This is a genomic window from Streptomyces sp. NPDC002276 (assembly GCF_053891435.1).
Genome location: NZ_JBSFCQ010000010.1, coordinates 82,021 through 104,975 on the forward strand (window position 1 = coordinate 82,021; position 22,955 = coordinate 104,975).

The window sequence follows — 22,955 nt, forward strand, 5'->3', positions numbered from 1 at the left end:
CCGCGCGGGACGCGGGTGGGGGTCAGGCGCCGCCGTAGCCGGTCGAGTAGTCGTCCGGGTCCTCGGTGTCGTACAGGGCGGGCCCGAGACGGGCGGCCAGCGCGTCCCCCGCGATGTGGGTGACGGTCACCGTCCCGTCGTCGTTCGACGTCAGCTCCGCGTAGTAGCCCAGGGCCATCCAGTCCATCGGCCGGTGAAAGAAGAACTCGACGGTGTCGTCCGGGTATTCGGCCCGCAACAGCGGAAGCAGGTCCTCCGGGTGGTACTCGGCGCCCTTGCCACTGAGCACCACGACGACGTGCCCCACGTCCATCCGCCACACCCGCACATGCGCGTAACCGTTCCAGTCACCCGCGGACCGCCAAGGCTCCTCGTCAAGGACCAACTCGGGAAAAACACCCTCAACTGCCATACGACACACCCCGTTTCCAGCCATAACGGCCACAACGGCCATCAGAACAACCATGCTCAGCCCGACCCGCACGGAACCCTCCACGAGGATGAACGCTTCTTCGGGTCAGCCGGATCACCGGAAAGGGGCTGCCTTGGTCACTCACATCATCCGAGGCAGCGGCCGGAAGATCAGCTCCAACAGCGAGAACCGGGCCCTCCGCACGTCCCGCGGCACGACACACACCGAGTGCAAGATCGACCCGATGTGGAACAACTCTCCCCAGACGCTGTCTCGTTATGGAAAGGCGTGCGCCCGCCTCTACGTCGGCGGAACGCGTCGCGTGAGCCAGTGTCACGACATCACGAAGTGAGTTGTTCATGACCGAGCAGAACAAGGACCAGGATCCGGGCCAGGCGTGGAGAACTCGGCGGCGCCGAGCGGGTATCGCCGCGTTCCTCTCCGGACTCGCCGCCACGCTCGCCTTCTTCGCCTTCTTCCCCGGGCTGCCGCACGTCATCGACTGGGGAGCAATCCTCGTGTCCCTAGCCGTGGGCGGACTCGCCCAATGGTGCTGCCAGTCCTGGATCAGCAGAGCGGCAAAGGCGAAGCCGAAGTCGAAGTCGAAGTCGAAGGCCGATCAGATGTGACCGGCGGCCCGGCGCTCTTCCCTCTCACGCGACAACCACGTTCAACGCGGCCGGTTGGAGGCCGCCTACGGTCTCGCCCTACGCGACGACCCACATACCGCCGAGGTGATCGAGCGGCTGAGCGCTCTCGGCAACGCCTTCGAACACGACCACCGGGCAGCGCGGGCAGTGGCTTCCGAGGCCGTGGAGTGACAAGGATTACCACTTCTCGGACCTCGATTCGGTGATGAGCCGAAATCCAAGATCCCTACTCCGCGGTCACGGAGACTCCCATCAGCGGAACCTCTCTAGCCAGTCGTAGCCCCAGGAATACCAGCAGCGCGCCGGGGAATCCGATCGCGCCGACCGCGATCAAATAGTTGGTTGAGATCTGCTGCGCTTCGTCCCCGCTGTTCGCTCCCGCCATCGCCACCATGAACCGGGTGCCGACATAGAGCGCAACGCCGATAACGAGATACCCGATGATGATCAAGAGTCGGCCCAGCCGGTCCCGCCAGCCACGCCGGCGCGCGCCACGCCACAGATAGCGGCCGACCGTCAGTACCGTACCGCCGACAAAGAGGGCCGACATGCCATTGATGATCGGCTTCAGTTGATCCTGGCGATAGTCAGGGCCGGAACCGCCGTTTAACTGATGGATGGCGTCGGTGTCGGCGAACCCACGAACAACTTCGACCAATCCAAATACCATCAGTCCCAGACCAGCAACGAAAACGACCGCACCAGCGAACGAGAACAGGACGTTGGGCGGATTCCGGACAGGCGCTGCCATAGTCGGAGCATACTGGTGCGTCGAGTTCTTGAATAGATGCCTAGCGACCGTTCGCACACCGTTCCCCGCCGAGAGAAATCTGGTCCGTATAACCTTGACGACCTGGTCGTCAGTGAATAGCAGGTCACTATTCCGGAACACCAGGCAGTAGGGAGTCGAGCGTGCTCGCCTCCCTGCCCTGAATCCCCGTTAGTTTGGTAGTGATCGCTGGTGCGGCAGGAAGATCCATCCGAACCGGTGCGGACCCCCCCAGAACCAAGTGCCGTAGCCGTAGCCGCGAAGGAGCCCGCGCCAGTTCGCGCTCAGGTCGGCTCGGTCAACACGGTCGGCTCGGTCATTTCTTGTCGAACCGTTCATTGAGGGGCGCGGCGGAACAGGCGCGCGGCCGTCGGCGCAATTCCCAGGTTGGTCGCTGTGGCGGCCACGGCGTCATCGGTATGCAGGGCCAGGACCGACCGGACCGACCGGACTGACCGGACCGATCGCCGGCGCGGAAGGCGGAAACCACGCGGCCCCGCGGGCCAGTCGCCGTAATAATCCGCCCTTCCCACATCAACCGCGCGCGGCAGAAACCCACAGGCCGGCTCAGTTGGGCGCGTCGGCCTGTCGCACGGCGGGTTCCTCGGATTCCTGCTCGCGCACGTCGGCGTCCGCGTTCCGCAGGGCGGGACGGCCGAGCACGGCCAGGGCCGGTACGGTCATGATCACGGCTGCCGCGGTCAGGACGGGCACGGCACCGACGAGGCTCGCGAGGGGGCCCGCCAAAGCCATTCCGACAGGCACCAGCGCGCTGGAGACCAGCCAGTCGAACGAGGCGACGCGGGACAGCAGGTTCTCCGGTATCCGCTGTTGCACCAGGGTGTCCCAGAGAGGTCCCAGAAGGCCGAGGCCCGCCGACATGACAGCGGCACCGACGGCTATGGCGGGTGTCGGCGCGCGCACGGCTATGAGGATCAGTGGAACGCCGCCCAGCGCGAGGCCGATGTTCGCGGCCACCAACGGGTGGCGTGGCCGCAGCCGCAGGGCCAGCAACGCCCCGCACAGAGCTCCGATCGTTGAGCACTGGACGATCGTGCCCCAGGCGGCGGTGCCTCCCAGATGCGCGATGACGATGACCGGGCCGACCGTGAAGTAGGCCGTGCGGGCCAGATTCCACAGTCCGTGGACGGTGAGATTGGCCTCCAGCCACGGCCTGGCCCGCACGGCACGCCACCCCTCGGCCACTTCCCCGAGGAAGCGTCCGGAGACGGTCCGTGCGCGGCGGGGGATGTTCAGGAACACCAGGGTGGTGGCGCTGACGGCGAAGGTCGCGCCGTCGAGGACCAGTGCCCAGCCCGCCCCCACGGTCAACGTCAGCGTCGTGGCGAGCAACGGTCCCAGCAGCAGGGCGGTCCTCCGCGACACGGTCATCAGGGCATTGGCCTCGGGCAGGCGCTCCTTCGTCGCCAGTGCTACGACCACTCCGCTGGAGGCGGGTGCGAACACCCCGACGCAGGCCCCCAGTAACGCGGCGGCGAAAGCGAGTACACCGGTCCCCGCCAGGCCCTGCACGAGGGCCAGCCCGGCCACCGTCTGGACGACGGCCCTGACGGTGTCGCATCCCGCCATGAGCAGGTGCCGGGGCAGCCGGTCGGCCCACACACCCCCGACGAGGTAGAACATGCTCTCGGACAGCGCCATGGCGGCCAGCACGAGCCCCAGCGAGGTGGCCGAACCCACGTCTCCGGCCAGATGAAGCGTGAGGGCCACGGGGAATACCGAGTTACCCGCAAAGGAGATTGTCTGCCCCGCCCAGAACATCAGAAAACGTCGTTCCCGCAGGGGGGCCAGTGGATGGTTTCGACCGCCTTGGCTCATGGCCCGCACTTTAGCGTTCGGGTTGTCCCACACCGATCGAAGCAGGTCAACCCACGACGGCGCGCGACACCCCGGAAACCGGCGACAAACAATTTCCGCCGCATGGAAGACGCTGGATGAATCCCTGTCCGGAGGCCGCTCCACTGAATAGGTTCTGAGCCACCCATCGAATACCGGGGGAGGTGAACACAATGCAGAAGTACACGAAGCCCAGCACCAAGACCGTCACCGCCGGCACCATTCTCGCGCAGACGAAGTGACGTCGTGTCACGCCCGCTGTTCTCAGCGGGCGTGACTGACACCCTTCCTTCTTCCGATCCCTTCCGATCCCTTCCGATCTGCTCCTATCCATTCCCATCTGTCCCTATCTGTTCTCGAAGGCCTCCGACTCGGGGCACGGTTCACACAGAGGTGAGAGCATGTGCGGCATCTCAGGCGTCGCGCGAATCGATGGAACCCATCTGGGCGACGGCGCCGATGCCTTGCTCACCGAACTGGTCCGAGTGCTGTCCCACCGGGGGCCCGACGACGAACGAACGCTGCGGGACGGGCCGGTGGGCCTGGCCTTCACGCGGTTGTCGCTCGTCGATCCCACTGACGGAGGGCAGCCGTTCGTCAGCGACGACGGGTCCCTCGTGCTGATAGCCAACGGCGAGATCTACAACCACCGTGAGCTGGAGGCGACCCTGCCGGCCGGGACGCGGATGCGGACCGGGTCGGACTGCGAGGTGCTGATGCACCTCTACCGCAGGGACGGCCTGCGGTTCCTCGACCAGGTCAACGGCATGTTCGCCGTAGTGCTCTGGGACAAGACACGCGACCGTATTCTGCTGTGCCGTGATCGTTTCGGCATCAAGCCGCTGTACTACCACCGCGACCGACAACGGCTGCTGTTCGCCTCCGAGATCAAGGCCCTGTTCGCGGACCCCGCGACCCCACGTCGGCTGGACTGGATCCGCTCGCTCGCCGACTACGGCCTGAACTCGACGCCCTCCTTCACGCACGACCCGGTGGTCACCTGGTTCGAGGACATCGACCTGGTGCCGGCGGCGACCATCATGTGCGTCGGTCTGCGCGACGGCAGCACCACGACCCACCAGTACTGGTCGCTCCCCGACGCGGACGACGACTCCGACGCCTCCGACGAGGAGTACGTCACCGAGTACCGCGACCTGCTCGCCGCCTCCGTCCGGGACTGCGCGACCGCCGACACCGAACTGGGGCTCTTCCTCAGCGGCGGTATCGACTCCGCCGCCGTCGCGGCCCTTTCGGGCTACGAGGGTCTGCCGACGTTCTCCGCGCTCACCGCCGCCACCCTGCTCAACCGGGACGCCGAGGGGGCCCACCGCACGGCCCGCGGGTTGGGACTGCCCCACCACCAGGTGCTCTTTCCCGCGGAGCGCGTACCGGATGTCGCCGAGTGGAAGCGCCTGTTGTGGCTGCTGGAGTCCCCGCTGTGCGGACCGGAGCAGTTCTACAAGTACGAGCTGCACCGCTTCGCCAAGCAGACCTATCCGGAGCTGCGCGGCATGCTGCTGGGCGCCGCCTCGGACGAGTTCAACGGGGGGTACAGCCCGGGATACGCCGTCGGCGGGGACTGGCAGGACTTCACCCGCAACATCAGTGCCCTGGCGCGGCGCCAGTCCCTCGACGGTCGCCCCCAGCTCGGCCAGTGGTGGGACACCCCCGCTGCCCCGCTCCTCAAGGACGAGGCCGCTCACGCGGCGGCGGGGCGGCGGATCGACGACCCGTACGCGGAGTTCCTGCGCTGGAAGCACCGCAGCATCCAGCAGTACAACGTCTGGCACGAGGACCGCACCGCGGCGGGCAACGGCATCGAAGCCCGGGTGCCGTTCCTCGACCACCGGCTGGTCGAACTCTCGGCGTCCATTCCCCGGCGGCGGCGCGAAGCACTGCTGTGGAACAAGAACATCCTGCGCAGAGCCATGGTGGGCATCCTCCCGCAGGAGGTTCTCGACCGTCCCAAGATGCCCTTCTACATCGGCGAGGGAGCTTCCCACACGTACCGCACGTTCGTGCGCATGCTGGCGCAGGACAACGGTGCGCTGGTGGAGGAGGCGCTGTCGTCCGCGCGGGCCCGCGATCTCGTCGACGCGACCGCCGTACGGAACGAACTGGCCGCACTCGCGAAGCAACCGGACACCGCGGGGGTCGAGTCACTGCTCCGGATCGTCAACCTCGGTCTCCTGGAGCGGATGACGGCGGATCTCCCCGCGCCGCCGATCGAGTGGCCCGCCGGCCCGAAGGTCCTGGAACTCCCGGTGCACGACGAGTGGGAGACGCACGCACAGGACATCGCGGACCGGGTCCTGGACCGCGCGGGCATCGCCCCGGACGGCCACTACCGGCTTCCCGAGGACGTTCTCCTGACCCACGCCCCGGCCGACCCCGGGACCTGGTACGTCCTCGTCTCCGGCACCTGCGAGTTCGTACTCGACGACCGGGAGGAGCCGTTCGGCGCGGCACTGCTGCTCGCCCTCGACGGCGACAGACCGCTGAGCGACGTGCTGTTCGAGGTCGGCTGCACCCTGGCCGAGGCCACGTCCTTCCTGGAACAGGCCCTGGAGGCCGGTCTGGTGGAGGCCGGTCTGGTGGAGGCCGTCCCGTCCGCTCCCCCGGTTGCCCGGGTGCCGAGCGGTGCCGCAGCCGCGGCACACTCCTGAGGAATCACGGAAACCATGCCGTCCCTGCCGCCCATTCCGCCTATCCCGTCCATTCCATCCATTCCGTCCATTCCGTTCCTGCCGTCTTCTTCACCGGCCGACGGCCTCCGCGCGGAGGCCAGGGCCGAGTTCGAGCAGCGCCTCGTCGAGGATCTGCCGCTGCTGCGCGGCTCCTTCGGCGTCACGGCCGACGGTCTCGACGACGTGGTGGACGTGCACTTCGACGTCGGTGATCCGCACCGGGGCGGCCGCACCGTGAACATCGTGCGCTTCGCCGACGGGACCCGGCTCGTGTACAAGCCGCGGAGCCTCGACGCGGAGTGCCACCTCAACGAGATGATCAGGTGGTTCAACGGACACAAGCCCCGGCATGCCCTGCGGGCGTCGCACGTCGAGGCACGGACCGGCTACGGCTGGTGCGCCTTCGTCACCCCGCGGCCCTGCGCCGACGAGGAAGGCGTCCGCAGGTTCTACTGGCGTTCCGGCGCCTGGCTGGCCCTGTTCCACCTCATCGGCGCGTACGACATGCACGACGAGAACGTCATCGCGGACGGCGAGCATCCGGTCTTCGTGGACCTGGAGGCACAGTTCCGAGCCGATGTCTCCTCCCCCGAAGACCATGGCCCGGATGCCGTGGACACCGCCCTACAGAACTCCGCCCTCGCGGTGGGACTCGCCCCGCAGTGCCTGGTCGAGATCGACGACAGCGGTGAACGCGCCACGGAGTCGAGCGGTCTGGCCGGAGGACACGGGCCGAACCGCCCCGTCCTGCGGGGCGAAACCGTGGACCCGCTGCCGTACGGCGACCATGTCGTGACGGGTTTCCAGGAAACGTATCGCCTGCTGTGCGGAAGGCGGGACGACCTGCTGGCGCCCGACGGCCCGCTGCGGGCGTTCGCGGGGGACGAGGTGCGGCAGGTGCTGCGGCACACGTCCGTCTACCGCTCACTCCGTGATCAGCACCAGCGGGGCGCGACCGGCGCACAGCTCCTGACCGCGCTCACCGAGGCGCCCTCGCCCCACCGGCTCGCGGACCGGTATCCCGAACTGTTGCGTTCCGAGCGGCGGCAACTGGAACTCGGGGACATCCCCGTCTTCTTCGCCGACACCGACAACACGGCCCTGTTCGACGACACCGGGCCGATCGTGCCCGGCTTCCTCCGGCAGTCCGGTCTCGACGCGGCCCGCGAGCGGCTCGTTCGCTTCGACGAGGAGGACCTGCGGCGCCAGACCTGGTTCATCGAGGCATCCTTCGCGGTGCTTGCCGGCCATCGGCCGGGCCTGCCCGCCCGGAGGCACGAACCACACCCGGGCTACCCCGCTCAGAGGCACGAACCACACCCGGGCCGCCCCGCTCAGAGGCGCGAACCACGGCCGGGCAACAGCCCTCGGATGCACGAGCCACGCCCGGGAAACAGTGCCGGCGACCGTCGTTCCGCGACCCCCGAAGCACTGCTCGACGCGGCGGTCCGACTGGGAGACTCCCTGCTCTCGCGTGCCGTCCGGGGAGGGGACGGCACGGTGGAGTGGCCGTCCGTGCAGCCCGTGGGCAGCAGGTACTGGACCATCGGTCCCAGCGGCCTCGGCCTCGGAGCGGGTGTCTCGGGCATCGTCCTGTTCCTCGCCGAACTCGCCGCCATCAGCGGACATGCGCGCTTTCGCGCACTGGCGGAGGACGTCGTGGCCGTACTGACGGATCCCGACGCCATTCCCGAACCGGAGTTCCTGCTCGGCATGGAGCCCGGAGCGTACGGCGATCTCGGGGGCTTCGTCCGTGTGCTCACCCGCCTCGGGGACGTATGGCGACAGCCCGGCCTCCTTGATCTCGCCGAACGACTCGTCCCGGCCATGGTGCTCAACTTCGAGGCGAGCCCGGCCCTGGACGTGAACGAGGGAACAGCCGGAGCGGCTCTGGTCCTCCTCGGCCTCGCCGCCGCGCGCCCCGGCGGCGAGGCCGAGGCCGCGGCGCACCAGGTCGGCAAGTTGTTGACGTCCCGGATCACAGGCCTGCTGGAGACCGACCCTCCCGATACGGACACGGACACGGATACGAACACGGACACGGACACGGACCACCGGCCGGACGGAACCCCTAAGGCGCCGCCACCCGGCAGCGGCTACGCGTTCGGGACTCCGGGTATCGCACACGCCTTGGCGCACTGCGCGCGATTCGGCGGCACCGAGCTGCCCGGTACCGTACTGAGCGCACTGCTGCACGACTCCGGCAACAGCTCCGGCAGCGGCTCCGGCAACAGCTCGGCCTCATGGTGCTCGGGCGCGGCAGGCTCGTTGCTCGCCCGGGTCGGCGTGGCCGACGCGGTACGCGACCTCCCGAACGGGACGACGCTGATGATGGACGCCGCGAAGCTCGCCGGACCGGACATGGCGTACGTGCGCACCGCGCTGGCGAGAGGCATCGGGGACGACTCCCTGTGCCACGGAGCCATGGGAATGGCTGAGGCGTTGCTGAGAGCGGGCGAGGCCTTCCACGACGAGGAAGCCGTGACCTGTGCGCGGCACACCCTCGACCGCGTGGTCGCGGCCCCGGTGGAGGACTGGCGCAACTACGGGGTCCCGAGCGGCATCTGGACTCCGGGATTCCTTTCCGGCGCGTCCGGGATCGGCTACGGACTCCTCCGCGCGCTGGCACCCGAGCGGGTACCCAGCGCCCTCCTGCCCGATCCGGCAGCCGCCGCGGCCGGGACTCCGCCGAAACACCACTGACCGCCCACGCCACGGACCGCGACGAAGCTATCGGGCCACCGGCGGTTTTGAGTCATGCTCGCGACCTGCCCAATGGACGGAGCTATGTCGATGGAGATCAGACGTATTTCCGTTCCACGGAAGGGAGTTGTTGTGTCGATTCATCTCATGGGGCCACTGAGTACCAGCGTGTAGCATCGGCATCCAAGAGCAGAGATCCGGTCAGGTGTTCGAAGTCCAGTCATTGGGCCGGATGTCATGGCACGGCGAGGCCAACGGCACCGCCGGGCAACTGTGAGTGTCCGAACGCCATGGGGGCGGGCAATGCAGTTAGTCAAACGCACACTGAACGTGTTAGAGGTGCTCTCGCAGGAACGAGACGGCCTGACTTTCCAGCAGATATGCGACCGGCTGGATGTGCCGATCGCGAGTATGCACAGACTGCTCGCGGTCCTGCGGGAGCAACAGTTCATCACCCGGTCCGAGACCAGCAGACGGTACTTCATCGGACTCGCGGCGTGGGAGATCGGGACGAGCGCGAAGAAAGGTGTCGTCTCGGTCGCCGATCGGTCCCACCGGGAACTCTCCCACCTCGCGGAAGAAGCGCGCGAAGTCGTTCTTCTGTCAGAACTCAGTGGAAACCAGGCGGTCTGCACGGCACGCGTCAATGGCAATTCGGGCACGGGCATTTCCACTCAGGTGGGGAAGACGCTGCCGATCCACGCGACGTCAGCAGGCCGCACCCTCCTCGCGGACATGCCCGCGCACCAGGTCCGGCGACTCTTCGCGGAACACGAGTTCACCCCCTTCACCTCCCGGACGCCGAGGGGGGTGCACGAGGTCCTTCAGCACCTGCTGCTGACCCGCCGTCATGGATACGGCGTCTCGTACGACGAGTTCGAGAGCGAAGTCTGGTCCTTGTCGGCCCCGGTGCGGGACGGATCAGGTCAGATCCAGGCCAGCGTCACCGTCGTCGCTCTCGGCAGCCACGTCGAGCACGGTGGTACGCGTGACCGCATCAGAAGCCTCGTCCTGGAGTCCGCGGACCTGCTGGCGGCCGACCTCGGCAGCTCCGCCCCCGCCCCGGCCACGGTCCGGCCCGCGGTGCCGATCGGGGGCCAACCGTGCTCCTCGTACGGCGCCTCCCGCACCCGGGTGGCGAGTTGACACGGCCGAGAGGCGGACCGTGCGCGCGGCCCCCGTGCCACTCACCCCGCCCACCGGGACTGTCGAGGCCGCCGACCGGCCCCCGGCTGGCCGCCACGGCGGATCGCACGGTTCGACGTCCGGACACTCCGAGTACTCGGAGTACCCCGAGTATTCCGAGGCCACCTCATATTCCGAATACTCCGAGGCCACCTCGCGCGCGGTGTCGAGGAACATGCCCTCGGTCGGCTTGAGGTTGTTGGCCCCGTGTACGACGGTGACGAGTTCGGACCGATGACGACCCGTCACTCAGCCAACCGTCACTCGGCCAACCGTCGCTCCGGGTACTTCCGTGCGGCGGAAGAGGCGCGGGGGATCGACGCACCACGGGGACCGCTGGTTGTGGAGCCGTCGACGACCGTGCGAGCATCGCCGCTCGTCGGCCTGCCGGGACCGCACCGTGCGACAGCGGGAGGGGGTCCGGACCACTGACGTGCCACCCTGCCGTGCGCGACCGGACGGTGAGGCACGGCTCCGCGGCGCGGCCGGTCCCGAACTCCCGTGACAAGGCGAGGCCGCCCACAGCCCTGGGCGATACCCGCCGCCACCCTTTGCCACCACTTGTCCCTTTCCGAACAACCTGGGCGAGGAACGCTGATGAACGTTGATCTAAGCGGTTGCCTTGAGGAAATGGAGCGCAGGGCGCTGCTCCCCGACGACCGGTTGGCCGTGCTGTGCGTGGGGTCCGTCGCCCGCGGCTGGGCCAACGACAGCAGCGACTTCGACTTCCACGTCATCACCCGGGACCACTGGCAGGGCGGCGACCCGGGCCCGCTGTCGGTGGCGTTGACCCCGGACTCGGTCCCCACGGTCGGCATCTACGTCGACGATCGCCGCTGGGAGATCAAGTACTGGATGGACACCCACTACGACCAGATGATCGCGAAGGTCGGGTGGGAACGGTACGAAGGGGGTACGTCCTCGCCCAAGATCTTCGGCGCCGCGGAGGAACTCGCGCTGGAACGCGTCTTGAGCTGCCTGGTCCTCAGCGGTGAGGAGTGGGTACGCCGGCGCCGCGAGGAGATCGAGGCATCGGCCTTCAAGGCGTTCGCCACCACCCGGTCGCTGGCCGACGCGGACGGCTCCTTGGAGGACGCCCTGGGGCAACTGGCCGCCGGCGACACGGAGTCCGCCGTTCTCTCCGCCCGCCGCGCGCTGGGGCACATCGTCGACGCCCTGCTGGAGAGTCACGGTGTCTACGGCTACTGGCAGCCCAAGTGGCGGGCACGCCGGTTCCGGGAGGCGTCGCCCAAGCAGCTGTCGTTCGAGGAGTACTGGGCCCTGGAGACGATGCGCGACTTCGACCCCGCCGCTCCCGAGGGCTGGGTCACCCAGGTCGTACGGCTGTGCCACCGGCTGTTCCCCGAGATCGAGGTCTGATGGCCGAGCAGCCTGGCCCGTCCGCGTCGAGTCTGCTCGGCAGGGCGCCCGATGTACGGGTGCGCAGGTTCCGCGGAGTACTGCTCATCGCCCGCCGGGACGACGCCCTCGAACTGGACGCCGTAGCCGAGTTCATCTTCAGGCGGGTGGACGGCGGGACGACCGTGCACGCCATCGGCGAACAGCTCGCCGCCACGTACGGCATCCCGGTCGACGAGGCCGTAGCGGACAGTCTCGAACTGCTGGGCCGCTTGCACGAGTTGGGGATGGTCCGCATGGAGAGTCCGGCCGGATAGCCGGTCGGCATACAGGCATACACAGGGAGTCGGAGATGTGCGGGACGGTCGGAATGTTCGTGGGATGCGCTGCCCTTTCCTACTGCCCCCGGACCCTGTTGACGCGGGACGAGACGAACCCGGCGGAGAACGACGGAACCGACGGAACCGATGGATCCAACAGAACCGACAGAACCGACGGGAAGGCCACTCCCGAGGCCACCGCCGAGGAGGAGACCGCATACCGGAGCCCCTTCCAGACCTGGTACGAGCGTGCCAGCGTACGAACGGCACCGCGCCGGATGGTCCAGGAGCAGGACACGCGACTCCACTTCTTCGCACCGGATCTCGTCCCGGTGGCCAAGCACCCCTTGGTCAAGGAACTACCCGAAGAGGTCTTCGGCGAGTTGTTGATCCAGCACCTGTACCGCTACCTGCACTTCACGGCGAAACTGGAGTTCCTGGTCGTGAACCGGACGGTGCTGGGACTCGCCGAGGGCTCGGTGGGACTCCATCTGCCGGACGAAATGCGCTTCGACGCCTGGAAGATGTACTGCGACGAGGCGTATCACACCTTGTTCTCGGTCGACTTACGGCGCCAGGTCGCGCAGCGGACCGGGGTCGTGCCGATGCTGCCCGAGGAGCCGTTCTTTCTGCGCAGACTGCGCCAGATCCTCGACGAACTGGCGCCGGCCGAGCGGCCACTGGCGGAACTGCTCTTCGTCATCGTCTCGGAGACGCTCATCTCCGCGAGCCTCGCGGAACTGCCCGACAGCGACGGGATCGTACCCGCGGTCCGTGAGACGATCCGCGACCACGCCTCGGACGAGGGACGTCACCACGCGTACTTCGCCATGCTGCTGCGCCGTCTGTGGGCACAGCTCGAAGGTACCGAGCGCCGACTCGTGGGCGTACTCGTACCGCGTCTCATGGACGCCTTCCTCCGCCCCGACCTGGTGGCCATGGGCGCCGAACTGGCGAGCTACGGAATGGACTCCGACGCCGTCGAGCAGACGCTCGCGGAGGTCTACTCGCCCGAGATCCTGAACGCTCACGCACGTGCCACGTCCCGGATGACCAGACGCTACTTCGAAGCGGTGGGGGCCTTCGCCGATCCGAAGGCCAAGGATGAACTGCACTCGTACGGCTACCTCGGCTGAGGTCCCGACGTCCCCGACGTCCCCGACGTCCCCGACGCGCCCTTCCCTGTGGTACAGGTCCGCCCGTCACGCCAAATCCCTTGCACAGCTGGGTTGTTGAGACGGTCCACCGGATCACCGGGCCACCGCACCAAGCTGGACAGCCCGCGAAGCACCCGCCAAGATCACTACAGGGCGTGTTGTCGGCGATCTTCCAGGAGCTCGTTGGCCGAGAAGTGGAAATCTCGAATGCCCGTGCCTGTTGGTGGAATGTACAGTCCACATCAACCGCAAGGCAGGGGGGTCTGTGATGCAGTTAGTGGTGCGGGTGCTGAGCGTGCTGCGATCCGTCGCCGCCGCCGAGGAGGGAATGAGACTGCAAGATCTCTCCCTCGCTCTGGACGTCCCGCTCGGGAGCATGCACCGGATGCTCGCGATGCTTGAGGAGGAGCGCTTCCTCAGCAGATCACCGACGAACAGACGCTACTTCCTCGGCCCCGCGGCACGGGCCTTCGGAGAGGACGCCACCCCCAGGGGCTCCGGCCTCGCGACCCCCCATCCCGCGATACCCGAACTCGCGGAGAAGACGGGCGGAACGGTTTTCCTGACCGAGTTGTTCGGCAACTCACCTGTCTGTACCGAACTGGTGGAGGGACGTCACCACCAGCCGCTCTTCGCCTGCGTCGGCCAGGTCATGCCGCCCCACGCGTCCGCGGCCGCCCGCATCCTCCTGGCGTACCTGGACGAGGCCACCGCCCGGCGCGTCCTGACGGCCCGCCCGCTGACAGCATTCACCAGAAGCACGCCCACCAACGACGGCGCGGTGATGGAACGCCTCTCGATCGCACGGTCCCGGGGCTACGACACCTGCGAGAACGAACTGGACTGGAACATCTGGGAGGTTTCGGCCCCGATCCGTACGTCGACGGAACAGGTCTGCGCCAGCGTCACCCTCGCCGTCGGCCTGACCGGCCTCGGCGACGACGGACGTGAACACCTCCGCGGCGCGTTACTGGACTGCGCCCGCCGCATGTCCGCGGACCTGGGGTGCGAAACGGTGTCGATCGGACGCCCCCTGTAAGGGCATCAGCCGACATCAGCTCACATACGGACCACCAAAAAGAAACCCCAGGTCAGAAACCTGACCTGGGGTTCACCATGGAGCCGCCTTCGGGATTCGAACCCGAGACCTACGCATTACGAGTTCAACGCGAGTAAGTGACTCCACGTACTTGCGCGACCGACCGCGACCCTCTACGATTTGAGCAAGCGACACCGCTTACGCAAGCGGCCCCGCGCCGGTGTTTCCGCCAAGTCCCACCGGCACAGGGCCTACGACCTACCTGCATCATCAGGAGATCGCTGTGCAGAACTCTGCCATCCGCCGCGAGCACCGCGCCACGCGCCGTGTACTTCGCGCCACCCTCCGCGCCCGCTCGGCCGAGACCCGTCTCGCCGCGAGCTGCCGACGCCGCCCCCGTTCCCTCGCCACCATCGGCCTGGCGGCCGGCGTCGCGAAGGACACGGTGACCGGCGTCGCCAACGGCCTCCGTACGGTCGCCAAGCGCCTCGGCCTCGCCCCCGCCGCAACGGCCCGCACCAAGCGGACCGTTGCCGGGGGCCGCGCCCGCCGCACCCACTCGGTCGGCCGCTACACCCTCCCCCAGGTGTGCACCCTCGTCGCCGCCTACTCGCCGCGTAAGGCCGAGTACCGCGCCGCCGTCGCCCGTATCGCTGCCTTCACGGCCGCCGCCTAGTCCCACACCAGCCACCCGGTCCGCGCACCTGAAGCGCGAATTTTACCGCCCGGTAACGGAGTTGGGCCGAGCCATTCTCGCGCGCTCCCTCAAACGGAGACGGGGTGGCTGGCTCAACCCCGGCGGGCCGACTACCAGGAGAAGAGCGATGACAACCAAGCCTGAGGGGACCGAGATCATGCAGAACAAGACCGCCCTTTCCGTCGCCACCACCCACCTCGTCGACACCGACGAAACCCCCGCGACCTTCCGCGCCCGCCCCGCCCAGACCGGCGCCAGCAACCAGCAGCGTGCCCGCGCGGGCCAGCCGACCGAGGATGGCGCCCGCGAGCACCGCGAGGACTACGTGCAGCCCCCGTGCCACATGTACCCGGGCCTGTGCACCAGCATCGACGGCGATGACGGTGACGCGGTCGACGAGCACGGCCGACACATCGACCACGGCGGCGACGCCATCACGGTCCCCAGCGGACCGCTCCCGTACGACGACCCCGAGATCTGGGCCGACTTCACGCGCATCTCCACAGACGTCCCGGAGATCCGCTTCATGGGCGAGTCCCTCACGCCGGAGCAGACGCACGAAAAGGCACGGCAGCTGCGGGCCTTCGCCAACAGCCTGGACGGCCTGGCAACACAGGTCACCATGGCCACCGGCAGCACCGCCGCCCCGGAGCACTGCGCCGAACAGTGCATCGACGCCTTCCTGCACGTTGGGATCATGAACGACCCCGACGACGGGCTCCCCACTCTGGTCGCTGCCACCGAGAGCGACCTCGGTGACCTCGACGAGATCGTTCCAGCCCGAGCACGGAGCATGGTCGCCGCGATCCAGGCCAAGCTCGATGAGCAGTTGCGCCTCATCAACGAGTTCGAGGCGCGTGACACGCTGGCCGCGATCCTCGCCGAGGAGCAGTTGGAGATGGAGGTGCTGGACCCCTCCACGCTCAGCGAGCAGCTCCGCAACAAGATCACCGCCTTCTACGCGGAGCACAAGGACGGCCAGCGCATCCTCGTCGTCCCGGCCGGCCAGGACCCCATCGTGCGCCTGAACGCCGTCTGCGCCCTCCTCAACCACCAGGAGGCGACGGCTCAGCAGACGACCAAGCCTCAGGTTGCTGCCGAGTCCAGCCACTGGTCTTGGTGTGAGCCCGGCGAGTGTGTCGTCGAGCAGTACGAGGACGGAGACACGTACGTCGAGCACTACGGAACCCCGCTGGTAATGCCCGTCCCCGAGGGCATGGACTGCCGCAGCGACGAACTGCTCTACGCCCAGCTCGGATGCAACGAGAACTTCGTCGAGGCCGTACCCACGGTCTCCTTCAACTCCGGCGGGAACGGCGTCCTCCTCGACGCCGACGAACTCGACACGGTGATCGGCAACCTCACCCGGTTCACGGACGGCCTGCGCACCATGCGCTACCAGATGGCCTGTGAAGAAGGTTCCGGTGCAGGCGTGAGCACTGCAGTAAGCGCCGACGCTGCCCGGATCATCGAGCAGCTTGAGGCCAATCACGCCGCGAGCAACGCGGCCGGGCTCGGCAGCCCCGCCCTGGACGCATTCCACCGCGAGGTCGTCCAGGCCGTCGCCGAGTCACCCAACCCGCAGGCCTGCATTAGCCAGATCGCCGACCTCCTCGCCAGCGAGCGCGGCGGGACCAGCAAGGCCGCCTGAGCGGCATTCCGTAGACGGCCCCGAGGCCGGCGTCCTACCGCCGACCCGGGGCCTGGGACCGACCCTTACCCAACAAGGAGTCAGCCTTGTCCAGCACCGTACCCAGCTGCGCCCAGCAGCCCACCTCGAACGAGGCCCGCGACCTCCGCGGGCTCCTGGCCGTCGTCCTCGACACCCTCACCCTCGACTACGCCGTCGACAACTACGACGAGCGAATCAGGGACCGCGCCGGATGGGCCCACACCGTCCTCACCGCCGTCACCGACGGCACCAGCACCGACATCGGCTGGGAAGCCGACTTCCTCCGCAGCAAGCTCACCGCCGAGCAGGCCGACGCCGAAGCCAAGGCCGCCCGCCGCTCCATCGACCGGGCCTTCCCCGATGTCGCCGCGTTCCTCGCCGACGAGCGGGGTGAGGGCCGATGAGCACCCCGACCCGAGACCGCTGGTGGTACCTGACGGAACCGCTCTCCAAGGTCGTCAAGACGCACCGGGCGCTCATGTACACCCCGCGCACCGTGACCCCCGACAAGCCGATGGGTTGGATCGAGCCGCGCGAGGAGTACTGGCTGCCGGTGATCGTCAACCCCGCGCTCTCCGTCCTTGAGCGCGAGTACATCTTCCGTGGCCTCCTCGCCGCGCGTGAGGGGATCGACGTCACCGACTGGCCGCTCCCGATGATCCTGACCGGAGGTGCCCGATGAGCATCGAGCCGAGCACCGCGATCGTGAACGTCTACGTCCACAAGCCGCTGGAGATCGACGAGCCCGACTGGTGCAAGGGCCACGCCGACGCCCGCGCCGGCTTCAAGGTCGACATCAGCCACGACGGACCCGAACAGGTCATCGCCCCCGGCGGCGAGGTGATGTTCAAGGCATTCATCACGCAGGCCCCGTTCGCCAGCACCGACCGGTCGATCACCCTCTACGTCGAGCCCGACTTCGAACCGCGCAACTGCACGCCCGACGACGTCAACCAGCTCGCCGACGAACTCGTCGAGGCAGCCGCCCAGTTGCGTGTCCTCGGCCGTCAGCTCGCCGAGATCCTCGCGGGAGAAGACCAGTGAAGCGCGACCCGCTCCTGTGGGCCGCCCTTGTCGCGGTCCTCGTCGTCCTCGCCTCCGCCGAGTACGAACTGGCCGTCGCGTGCGGCTTCGGCACCTACGTCGCCGCCGGCGTACCGGCCGCCCTCGACGTGTACGCCATCGCCTCCCTGCGGGCCCGCCGTGACGTCTTCCTGGTCGTCGTCGCACTCGTCGCGGTGAACGCCGCGAGCCACCTCGTCGCAGTCGGTCTCCTGCCCGTGAGCGTCGTCCTGGTCGTCTCCGTGTCGGCCATCGCGCCGCTCGTCCTGTGGCGCGTCCACCATCTCTCCGACCACCCCGAGCCCGCAACGGAACCGGCCCTCACGGTCAGTTCCGCCCCGGCGGAACCGGCACCGGAACCAGTTCCGCCCACCGGAACCGGCGCGGCCGACATCGAGACCGTCGACAGCAGCAACACGACCTTCGCGGCCCGCGTCGCGACCGTCCGGAACTGGCTGGAGACCGAACCGGAACTCACCGGAACCGAGATCGGAACCAGACTCGGCGTCTCCGACGGATACGGCCGGCGCCTCCTGCGGACAGCCCGCGACGGCTCGTGACCCTCGCCCTGTTCTTCGCTGGCTCCGCACTGGTCGCCCTCTTCGGGCTGTGCGCCGTCGCGCTCCACGACGTCCCCCGCATCACCGGGACCGTCGCCCTGATCATCACCCTGGCCGCGCTCGGCGTCGCCATCCTGCACTGAGGACCCACCGTGAACTACGTGACGTACGGCGGCGTGACCGTCGGCCTCATGCTCCTCGGCTACCAACTGATCACCTGGTGGCCCGGCCGCAAACCCCTGATGAAAGACCACCTCAAGCACACGGCCCGGCTGCTGCCGTTCCTGCTGTCCTGGTCCTACGGCTGCCTCACCACCCTCGGCGTCGCCGGACTCATCGGCACCGCCTCCAGCTCCGTCCTCGGCCTGTCCAACTGGCTCGGCGACGCAGCCCTGCTGTGGGGCGTCGGCGAGCAGCCCGGCCAGCTCGCCGCCCGCGCAACCTTCACCCCGCTGACCGGGCCCGGCAGGTGCGTAGTCCTCATCCTCACCGCCTGCTTCATCGCCGCCGTAAAGAAGGCGGGCGAGGAGACGCGCGGCCAGTTGAAGCGCGGAGTCTGGTGCGGCATCACCCTCGGCACCTCGGCGGGCGTCGCCGGGTTCGCCGCGGTACCGCTTGCGCAGGCCGCGAACTGGATCGCCGCCAACACCTACGGGCGCATGCGATGACCAAGGCCACGGAAGAGCCCGAGGAGCCGTCGCGGGCGGCCGGCGCGTGCGTCTTGGTCGCCCTCGCCGGGGTCGTGGTCGGTGCAGCGTTCGCCGTCGACGAGGCAGTCGGGGTGCTCCTGGTGGTCGTCGTCGGGACGGTCGCGCTGTGGCGCTCAGCCCGACGCGTGTCCGATTCGTCCGCCACTCCCCCACCGGAGGAGTGGCACCCCTCCTGCCGCAAGTGCGCAGGCCAGAAGCCCGTCAGCGTCACTCCTTCCGAAACCCAGAAGGGGATGTTGATCTACAGCTACAGCCTCCCGCAGCGCCCCACCCACACGCACATCCACCTCTCTCCGGGGGAGGTGAACAGCGAATGATCACACGCCTGTTGATCCGCCTCGCGCACACGTACTGCGCGAAGTGCGGCTGGTGGGTCGAGGACTGCGGACACCCGCAGAACTGACCCGGCCGCATCATGGGGTCATGGAGTCACGCAACATCCGCCCCGGCCACCTCACCGCACACCAGGTCGCCCAGCAGCTCGGCATCAGCCTCGGAGGTGTCCGGCTGCTCGTCCATCGTGGCCAGCTCAAGCGGTCCGGCGGCACACCCCGACAGCCCTGGTATGACGTCGACGACGTCGGCGCGCTCCTCGCCAAGAGGACCGCACGCACGGCTGCTTGACCGCAGGTCAGCGGTGTGTAACGATCTCGGTGTACAACTGTGCCCTCAGACGGCACCACAGACACCCCAAGGCCCCGCACACCAGCGGGGCCTTCGCCGTGTCACACACCGCCCGAGGCGCTAGTGACACAGAAGCCGCCACAGCCCATCCTTTCGTTCATGCCTGAACACCAGCACATGCTCGACGGCAAGAGCCGACCGATCACACTCGCCGAACTCAAGGAGTTCGTCGACGCCGCCAGCAGCAACGGCACGGACGGGAAACGACAGCTGCACGCGGAGATAGACCGCGGAAAGCTCAAGAAGATATGGATCGACCTGTCGGGCCCCAACAGGTAGGCGCCACAAACGCACGACGAAGCTCCAGCCGGGGAACCTGGCTGGAGCTTCGCTGTCTCCGTCCGCCGCCCGACGCCCGGGGCAGAGGTGACCCCACGGGATGTGCAGCGCCGGGCGGCGGACCTCAACATCACAAGACGGCCACACGACCCCACATCGCCCCACACGGGGCGCCATGATGCACCCTCAGCATCAGCACGCCCCGGGGGAGACCATGAACGCCCGCACAGCCGCCTGCGCGGCCCTGCTCATCTCGGCCGCCACCGCCTGCAGCAACACCAGCAGCGACGACAACAAGGCGCCCACGACCGCCGCCAAGCCCACCAGCACGGCCACGACGACGGCCGCCCAGCCCAAGGACCTCACCATCGGCGCCGGCCACCACTGGTCGGACACCGACCTCGACGGCAGCCACATCAGCGCCACCACCAGCGTCATCAGCTACACCCAGCCCGCCAAGGTCGACCTCCCCAACACGCTCGCCGACTTCCCCAATCCGACCTGGGCCATCCTCGAAGTCAAGGTCTGCGCCGACGCCACCAGCACCAACGTCATGGTCGCCCAGAGCCCGTGGACCCTCGGCTACCCCGACGACACCCGGATCCAGGCACCCGGCGTCAGCGGCGCCGGCATCCCCAAGCCGGAGTACCCCGTCGAGAGCACCGCCGTACAGCCCGGCACCTGCCTGCGCGGCAAGATCACGTTCAGCATGGCGAAGGGCACCCGCCCCGACCGGATCATCTACGGCCCTGGCGGCCGCGACCCCGTCACCTGGACCGTGCCCAAGGCGTAGCCGAGGAGGCACCCGTGGCTGGCAACCCCCGCAACGGACGCCCCTACCGCGAGCTGTGCAAGCAACAGAAAGCCCTCGGCCTGCCCTGCTGGATCTGCGGCTACAACATCCCCACCGAGGTCGACGGCCGCCGCCACCCGATGGCCTTCACCCTCGACCACTACGAGCCGCTCACCAAGGGCGGCAGCCTCCTCCACCCCGCCAACGCCCGCTCAGCACACCGACGATGCAACTCAGCCCGCGGCAACCGGCCCACCGTCAAAGCCAGCAGGCAGAAGCCGACGCTGAGGTGGTAGCAGTCTTCGCCGATGGCGGCGGTATCCAAAGCGCGCCAGACTAGCGGTATGGCCAGATACAACGGACCCGCGACCGTCATTGCGGATGGGGCAGAGTACGAGGTAGTGGCCGCCCTGGTGTCCACCGTTCAATCGGTGCCAGTGCCAGGCCATCAGCCCATGAAGGGCCTCACCGAATGGCACGGAACTCTGGAGACGCAAGACGGCGCCGCCGCGTGGAACATTCATCAGGCGGCCCAGGCCCGCCTGCACATCGAAGGCAGCGAGCAGGAGGGCGAGTTCATCGCCATCAGCGGCGCAGCCGAATCCACCTCGATTGAGATCCGAGGCAGCGGGACGGTGCCGTTCGGCGACTGAGACTGCGCAGCCGAAGGCGGTGACGCGAGGTGCTGTACGTCGTCACCGGGCCGGCCGGCACCCTCGCGTTCGCTCCGGTCGATCATCTCGCCGACATCGCCACCGTCCTCAGCCACGAGCCGAAGATGCTCACGCTCGACGTGCTGCACGGACTGAAGGACCGCAAACCGGTCGAGTACGGCAACTGGTCGCCTCAGACCCTCAAGGGCGTCCTCGACGATGCCGGGCACGGCACCTACAAGACCAACGGCGGCAAGATGCACGTCAGCCTGGACCGGATCATGGAGGCGATTTCGTCCCGCAGTGACAACCTCGACGACGAGGAAGGCACCGAAGACTGAGGGAGATCTCCCTACCCGCCTCCCCTACTGCCTCCCTGTACATGAGCTGCGGGAATGGCCAATCAGGGAGGCAAGGGAGGCAGCTGGCGTGGGGGCCGGACTCCCCACAAACGGGGTGTTGGCCTCCCCTTCGCCGCCTCCCTCCCTACATGTCAAAGGCCCCCGCCTCGGTCGTCGAGGACGAGGGCCGTTCGTGCGTCCAGAACTGCCTTAGATGTTGGAGAAGATGTTGGCGAGCAGGCCAACCAGGACGCCTGCCCCCAGCACGATCGGTCCCCTGTACGCCGTGACCCAGGATGTCTGGCTACCGACGACGTGCGCACGCAGCTTCGCGAACTGATCATCGACGGTCCGCTCGGAAGCCTTGAGGGCGCCCTGGAAGTCCGTTGTCAGGCGTTCCTTGATTTCCTGGTCCCGCCGGTCCAGTTCACCGCGCAGACCATCCTGCGCCGCCTCCAGAGCCTCGATGCGCCGCTCCAACGTCTGCCCAGACACAGTCCCTGTGGCCGTCATCGTCAGCGCTCCGAACAGGCCGTTGGCCGACCCGTACACGGTGCGCGGAAGTTCCAGATACGACCCCAGACGGCGCCGTGCGGAACGGATGTCCTTGACGGTCCACCAGATGCCCCAGATCTCCAGGGCGGCGGCTATCGAGGCTAGGGCCATAGCAGCTTCGGTCATGCTCAGGAGGGTAACCCTGCGGTATGCCGGCAGAGGGGTGAAGGCCATGAGCGAGAACATGTACGGCAATGACATGAAGAGCAACCCGGAGAAGCTCGCGCGGTTTCAAGAACTTCTCGTTGAATCGGGCATGTTCCCCGATCTTGTGGAACCTGTGTCCCCAAGGCCGAAGTCGACCACCCGCAAGTGTGGCTGCCTGCTTCTGGTCCGTGTCAGCGCCAACGGCTACCAGTGCCCAAGCTGCGGTATAGGCGCATCCGTGACAAGCCCTGGCTCAAGCGGCTGAGGAGTTTGTTCGGCCGTCTGCCGTGGGTGCGTTCCCGGATTCAGCCGTGGCCCAGGGGCTCCGCACCGTGGGCCTGTGCGATGGCGTCGATCCTGCGGGCGAGGTCGAAGTCCGCAGCCGTGAGCTTGTGCCCGGCATCGTGCGTGGTGATCCCGAACCGCACCTTCCCCCACCGCAGATCGATGTCCGCGTGGTGGCTGATGAGCCGCTCGACATCGGCTACGTGGACGATCATCGCCACGCCCCCGTGATACCGGATCGAGTAGCTGCGGCTGATCTCATCGCCCTCCCGCCGTCAGCCTGGCAGGCCGTCCAGCGCGATCACGATCTCGTCCTCGGTCAGCGGCACCGGTACGTCTGCCACGCGTCAGCTCCCTTCGGCGGTGCGTCACGGGGTAG

The 22,955-nt window shown here is 68.0% G+C and carries 29 protein-coding genes, 1 tRNA gene and 1 pseudogene; 25 read left to right on the plus strand and 6 right to left on the minus strand.

Going from position 1 to position 22,955, the window contains the following annotated elements; translation table 11 throughout:
- Positions 1-22: 22 nt before the first annotated feature.
- On the minus strand, positions 23-412 hold the full coding sequence (locus ACWIHT_RS25100) for a hypothetical protein (RefSeq protein WP_456170462.1): 390 nt from the start codon (positions 410-412) through the stop codon (positions 23-25).
- A 133-nt stretch (positions 413-545) separates the two neighbouring features.
- On the opposite strand from ACWIHT_RS25100, the gene ACWIHT_RS25105 reads away from it, so the two are divergent.
- Both ACWIHT_RS25105 and ACWIHT_RS25110 read left to right on the plus strand, forming a co-directional pair.
- The gene (locus tag ACWIHT_RS25105; RefSeq protein ID WP_456170463.1) at positions 546-764 is read left to right on the plus strand and encodes a hypothetical protein; all 219 of its coding nucleotides are present in this window, start codon (positions 546-548) and stop codon (positions 762-764) included.
- Positions 765-771: 7 nt separating this feature from the next.
- A complete protein-coding gene (locus ACWIHT_RS25110; RefSeq protein ID WP_456170464.1) occupies positions 772-1,041 on the plus strand; it encodes a hypothetical protein in 270 nt (89 codons plus the stop codon).
- 247 nt (positions 1,042-1,288) lie between these two features.
- Here ACWIHT_RS25110 and ACWIHT_RS25115 read toward each other — a convergent pair whose 3' ends face one another.
- Complete coding sequence (locus ACWIHT_RS25115; protein WP_456170465.1) at positions 1,289-1,813, minus strand: hypothetical protein; 525 nt, start codon at positions 1,811-1,813, stop codon at positions 1,289-1,291.
- 585 nt (positions 1,814-2,398) lie between these two features.
- The gene (locus ACWIHT_RS25120; protein ID WP_456170466.1) at positions 2,399-3,670 is read right to left on the minus strand and encodes an MFS transporter; all 1,272 of its coding nucleotides are present in this window, start codon (positions 3,668-3,670) and stop codon (positions 2,399-2,401) included.
- A gap of 419 nt (positions 3,671-4,089) precedes the next feature.
- On the opposite strand from ACWIHT_RS25120, the gene asnB reads away from it, so the two are divergent.
- From asnB to ACWIHT_RS25155, 7 genes are all read left to right on the plus strand, one after another.
- Complete coding sequence (gene asnB, locus ACWIHT_RS25125; RefSeq protein WP_456170467.1) at positions 4,090-6,354, plus strand: asparagine synthase (glutamine-hydrolyzing); 2,265 nt, start codon at positions 4,090-4,092, stop codon at positions 6,352-6,354.
- 15 nt (positions 6,355-6,369) lie between these two features.
- A complete protein-coding gene (locus ACWIHT_RS25130; protein WP_456170468.1) occupies positions 6,370-9,078 on the plus strand; it encodes a DUF4135 domain-containing protein in 2,709 nt (902 codons plus the stop codon).
- 303 nt (positions 9,079-9,381) lie between these two features.
- Positions 9,382-10,224 (plus strand): IclR family transcriptional regulator, encoded by an 843-nt coding sequence (locus tag ACWIHT_RS25135; protein ID WP_456170469.1) that lies wholly within the window; start codon positions 9,382-9,384, stop codon positions 10,222-10,224.
- 636 nt (positions 10,225-10,860) lie between these two features.
- Positions 10,861-11,643, plus strand: a complete 783-nt coding sequence (locus tag ACWIHT_RS25140) for a hypothetical protein (protein ID WP_456170470.1) — start codon at positions 10,861-10,863, stop codon at positions 11,641-11,643.
- Positions 11,643-11,939 carry a PqqD family protein gene (locus ACWIHT_RS25145; protein ID WP_456170471.1) on the plus strand — a complete coding sequence of 99 codons (297 nt, stop codon included), beginning with the start codon at positions 11,643-11,645 and terminating at the stop codon, positions 11,937-11,939. The genes ACWIHT_RS25140 and ACWIHT_RS25145 overlap by 1 nt, the downstream gene beginning before the upstream one ends.
- A gap of 35 nt (positions 11,940-11,974) precedes the next feature.
- Positions 11,975-13,078 (plus strand): diiron oxygenase, encoded by a 1,104-nt coding sequence (locus tag ACWIHT_RS25150; protein ID WP_456170472.1) that lies wholly within the window; start codon positions 11,975-11,977, stop codon positions 13,076-13,078.
- 289 nt (positions 13,079-13,367) lie between these two features.
- Positions 13,368-14,138, plus strand: a complete 771-nt coding sequence (locus tag ACWIHT_RS25155; RefSeq protein ID WP_456170473.1) for an IclR family transcriptional regulator — start codon at positions 13,368-13,370, stop codon at positions 14,136-14,138.
- A gap of 78 nt (positions 14,139-14,216) precedes the next feature.
- Here the strand turns inward: ACWIHT_RS25155 and ACWIHT_RS25160 are convergent.
- Positions 14,217-14,349, minus strand: a tRNA-OTHER gene (locus ACWIHT_RS25160).
- A gap of 72 nt (positions 14,350-14,421) precedes the next feature.
- Between ACWIHT_RS25160 and ACWIHT_RS25165 the strand changes: the two genes are divergently transcribed.
- From ACWIHT_RS25165 to ACWIHT_RS25235, 15 genes are all read left to right on the plus strand, one after another.
- Complete coding sequence (locus tag ACWIHT_RS25165; RefSeq protein WP_456170474.1) at positions 14,422-14,814, plus strand: hypothetical protein; 393 nt, start codon at positions 14,422-14,424, stop codon at positions 14,812-14,814.
- Positions 14,815-14,962: 148 nt separating this feature from the next.
- The gene (locus ACWIHT_RS25170) at positions 14,963-16,486 is read left to right on the plus strand and encodes a DUF6907 domain-containing protein (protein WP_456170475.1); all 1,524 of its coding nucleotides are present in this window, start codon (positions 14,963-14,965) and stop codon (positions 16,484-16,486) included.
- 86 nt (positions 16,487-16,572) lie between these two features.
- Positions 16,573-16,911, plus strand: a complete 339-nt coding sequence (locus ACWIHT_RS25175; protein WP_456170476.1) for a hypothetical protein — start codon at positions 16,573-16,575, stop codon at positions 16,909-16,911.
- Positions 16,908-17,189 carry a hypothetical protein gene (locus ACWIHT_RS25180; protein WP_456170477.1) on the plus strand — a complete coding sequence of 94 codons (282 nt, stop codon included), beginning with the start codon at positions 16,908-16,910 and terminating at the stop codon, positions 17,187-17,189. The genes ACWIHT_RS25175 and ACWIHT_RS25180 overlap by 4 nt, the downstream gene beginning before the upstream one ends.
- Positions 17,186-17,551: a DUF6907 domain-containing protein gene (locus ACWIHT_RS25185; protein ID WP_456170478.1), complete on the plus strand. Its 366-nt coding sequence runs from the start codon at positions 17,186-17,188 to the stop codon at positions 17,549-17,551. Before ACWIHT_RS25180 ends, ACWIHT_RS25185 begins: the two co-directional genes overlap by 4 nt.
- Positions 17,548-18,129, plus strand: a complete 582-nt coding sequence (locus tag ACWIHT_RS25190) for a hypothetical protein (RefSeq protein WP_456170480.1) — start codon at positions 17,548-17,550, stop codon at positions 18,127-18,129. The genes ACWIHT_RS25185 and ACWIHT_RS25190 overlap by 4 nt, the downstream gene beginning before the upstream one ends.
- Entirely contained in the window at positions 18,126-18,272 is a 147-nt protein-coding gene (locus ACWIHT_RS25195) for a hypothetical protein (RefSeq protein WP_456170481.1), read from the plus strand. The genes ACWIHT_RS25190 and ACWIHT_RS25195 overlap by 4 nt, the downstream gene beginning before the upstream one ends.
- A 9-nt stretch (positions 18,273-18,281) precedes the next feature.
- Entirely contained in the window at positions 18,282-18,797 is a 516-nt protein-coding gene (locus tag ACWIHT_RS25200) for a hypothetical protein (RefSeq protein ID WP_456170483.1), read from the plus strand.
- Positions 18,794-19,156 carry a hypothetical protein gene (locus ACWIHT_RS25205; protein WP_456170484.1) on the plus strand — a complete coding sequence of 121 codons (363 nt, stop codon included), beginning with the start codon at positions 18,794-18,796 and terminating at the stop codon, positions 19,154-19,156. Before ACWIHT_RS25200 ends, ACWIHT_RS25205 begins: the two co-directional genes overlap by 4 nt.
- A gap of 106 nt (positions 19,157-19,262) precedes the next feature.
- Positions 19,263-19,463, plus strand: a complete 201-nt coding sequence (locus tag ACWIHT_RS25210) for a hypothetical protein (RefSeq protein ID WP_456170485.1) — start codon at positions 19,263-19,265, stop codon at positions 19,461-19,463.
- Between the two features lie 159 nt (positions 19,464-19,622).
- Positions 19,623-19,802, plus strand: a complete 180-nt coding sequence (locus ACWIHT_RS25215) for a hypothetical protein (RefSeq protein ID WP_456170486.1) — start codon at positions 19,623-19,625, stop codon at positions 19,800-19,802.
- A 214-nt stretch (positions 19,803-20,016) separates the two neighbouring features.
- Positions 20,017-20,595: a hypothetical protein gene (locus ACWIHT_RS25220; protein ID WP_456170488.1), complete on the plus strand. Its 579-nt coding sequence runs from the start codon at positions 20,017-20,019 to the stop codon at positions 20,593-20,595.
- Positions 20,596-20,609: 14 nt separating this feature from the next.
- Positions 20,610-20,891, plus strand: coding sequence for an HNH endonuclease (locus ACWIHT_RS25225; RefSeq protein ID WP_456170489.1), 282 nt, complete (start codon positions 20,610-20,612; stop codon positions 20,889-20,891).
- A gap of 48 nt (positions 20,892-20,939) precedes the next feature.
- On the plus strand, positions 20,940-21,248 hold the full coding sequence (locus tag ACWIHT_RS25230) for a DUF4873 domain-containing protein (protein WP_456170490.1): 309 nt from the start codon (positions 20,940-20,942) through the stop codon (positions 21,246-21,248).
- 29 nt (positions 21,249-21,277) lie between these two features.
- Positions 21,278-21,589, plus strand: a complete 312-nt coding sequence (locus ACWIHT_RS25235) for a hypothetical protein (RefSeq protein WP_456170491.1) — start codon at positions 21,278-21,280, stop codon at positions 21,587-21,589.
- Positions 21,590-21,799: 210 nt separating this feature from the next.
- On the opposite strand, the gene ACWIHT_RS25240 is transcribed toward ACWIHT_RS25235, so the two are convergent.
- Positions 21,800-22,270 (minus strand): hypothetical protein, encoded by a 471-nt coding sequence (locus ACWIHT_RS25240; protein WP_456170492.1) that lies wholly within the window; start codon positions 22,268-22,270, stop codon positions 21,800-21,802.
- A gap of 46 nt (positions 22,271-22,316) precedes the next feature.
- On the opposite strand from ACWIHT_RS25240, the gene ACWIHT_RS25245 reads away from it, so the two are divergent.
- The gene (locus tag ACWIHT_RS25245) at positions 22,317-22,556 is read left to right on the plus strand and encodes a hypothetical protein (protein ID WP_456170493.1); all 240 of its coding nucleotides are present in this window, start codon (positions 22,317-22,319) and stop codon (positions 22,554-22,556) included.
- A 40-nt stretch (positions 22,557-22,596) separates the two neighbouring features.
- On the opposite strand, the pseudogene ACWIHT_RS25250 reads toward ACWIHT_RS25245, so the two are convergent.
- Positions 22,597-22,905, minus strand: a pseudogene (locus ACWIHT_RS25250) (4a-hydroxytetrahydrobiopterin dehydratase).
- Positions 22,906-22,955: the final 50 nt, after the last annotated feature.

Bases quoted from the DNA above. Each gene is read 5' to 3' on its own strand.
- ACWIHT_RS25185 (WP_456170478.1), top strand. From the start codon at position 17,186: ATGAGCATCGAGCCGAGCACCGCGATCGTGAACGTCTACGTCCACAAG.
- ACWIHT_RS25110 (WP_456170464.1), top strand. From the start codon at position 772: ATGACCGAGCAGAACAAGGACCAGGATCCGGGCCAGGCGTGGAGAACT.
- ACWIHT_RS25155 (WP_456170473.1), top strand. From the start codon at position 13,368: ATGCAGTTAGTGGTGCGGGTGCTGAGCGTGCTGCGATCCGTCGCCGCC.
- ACWIHT_RS25205 (WP_456170484.1), top strand. From the start codon at position 18,794: ATGACCAAGGCCACGGAAGAGCCCGAGGAGCCGTCGCGGGCGGCCGGC.
- asnB (WP_456170467.1), top strand. From the start codon at position 4,090: ATGTGCGGCATCTCAGGCGTCGCGCGAATCGATGGAACCCATCTGGGC.
- ACWIHT_RS25215 (WP_456170486.1), top strand. From the start codon at position 19,623: ATGCCTGAACACCAGCACATGCTCGACGGCAAGAGCCGACCGATCACA.
- ACWIHT_RS25140 (WP_456170470.1), top strand. From the start codon at position 10,861: ATGAACGTTGATCTAAGCGGTTGCCTTGAGGAAATGGAGCGCAGGGCG.
- ACWIHT_RS25245 (WP_456170493.1), top strand. From the start codon at position 22,317: ATGAGCGAGAACATGTACGGCAATGACATGAAGAGCAACCCGGAGAAG.
- ACWIHT_RS25170 (WP_456170475.1), top strand. From the start codon at position 14,963: ATGACAACCAAGCCTGAGGGGACCGAGATCATGCAGAACAAGACCGCC.
- ACWIHT_RS25230 (WP_456170490.1), top strand. From the start codon at position 20,940: ATGGCCAGATACAACGGACCCGCGACCGTCATTGCGGATGGGGCAGAG.
- ACWIHT_RS25150 (WP_456170472.1), top strand. From the start codon at position 11,975: ATGTGCGGGACGGTCGGAATGTTCGTGGGATGCGCTGCCCTTTCCTAC.
- ACWIHT_RS25145 (WP_456170471.1), top strand. From the start codon at position 11,643: ATGGCCGAGCAGCCTGGCCCGTCCGCGTCGAGTCTGCTCGGCAGGGCG.
- ACWIHT_RS25135 (WP_456170469.1), top strand. From the start codon at position 9,382: ATGCAGTTAGTCAAACGCACACTGAACGTGTTAGAGGTGCTCTCGCAG.
- ACWIHT_RS25180 (WP_456170477.1), top strand. From the start codon at position 16,908: ATGAGCACCCCGACCCGAGACCGCTGGTGGTACCTGACGGAACCGCTC.
- ACWIHT_RS25210 (WP_456170485.1), top strand. From the start codon at position 19,263: ATGGAGTCACGCAACATCCGCCCCGGCCACCTCACCGCACACCAGGTC.
- ACWIHT_RS25115 (WP_456170465.1), bottom strand. From the start codon at position 1,813: ATGGCAGCGCCTGTCCGGAATCCGCCCAACGTCCTGTTCTCGTTCGCT.
- ACWIHT_RS25240 (WP_456170492.1), bottom strand. From the start codon at position 22,270: ATGACCGAAGCTGCTATGGCCCTAGCCTCGATAGCCGCCGCCCTGGAG.
- ACWIHT_RS25100 (WP_456170462.1), bottom strand. From the start codon at position 412: ATGGCAGTTGAGGGTGTTTTTCCCGAGTTGGTCCTTGACGAGGAGCCT.
- ACWIHT_RS25220 (WP_456170488.1), top strand. From the start codon at position 20,017: ATGAACGCCCGCACAGCCGCCTGCGCGGCCCTGCTCATCTCGGCCGCC.
- ACWIHT_RS25130 (WP_456170468.1), top strand. From the start codon at position 6,370: ATGCCGTCCCTGCCGCCCATTCCGCCTATCCCGTCCATTCCATCCATT.
- ACWIHT_RS25120 (WP_456170466.1), bottom strand. From the start codon at position 3,670: ATGAGCCAAGGCGGTCGAAACCATCCACTGGCCCCCCTGCGGGAACGA.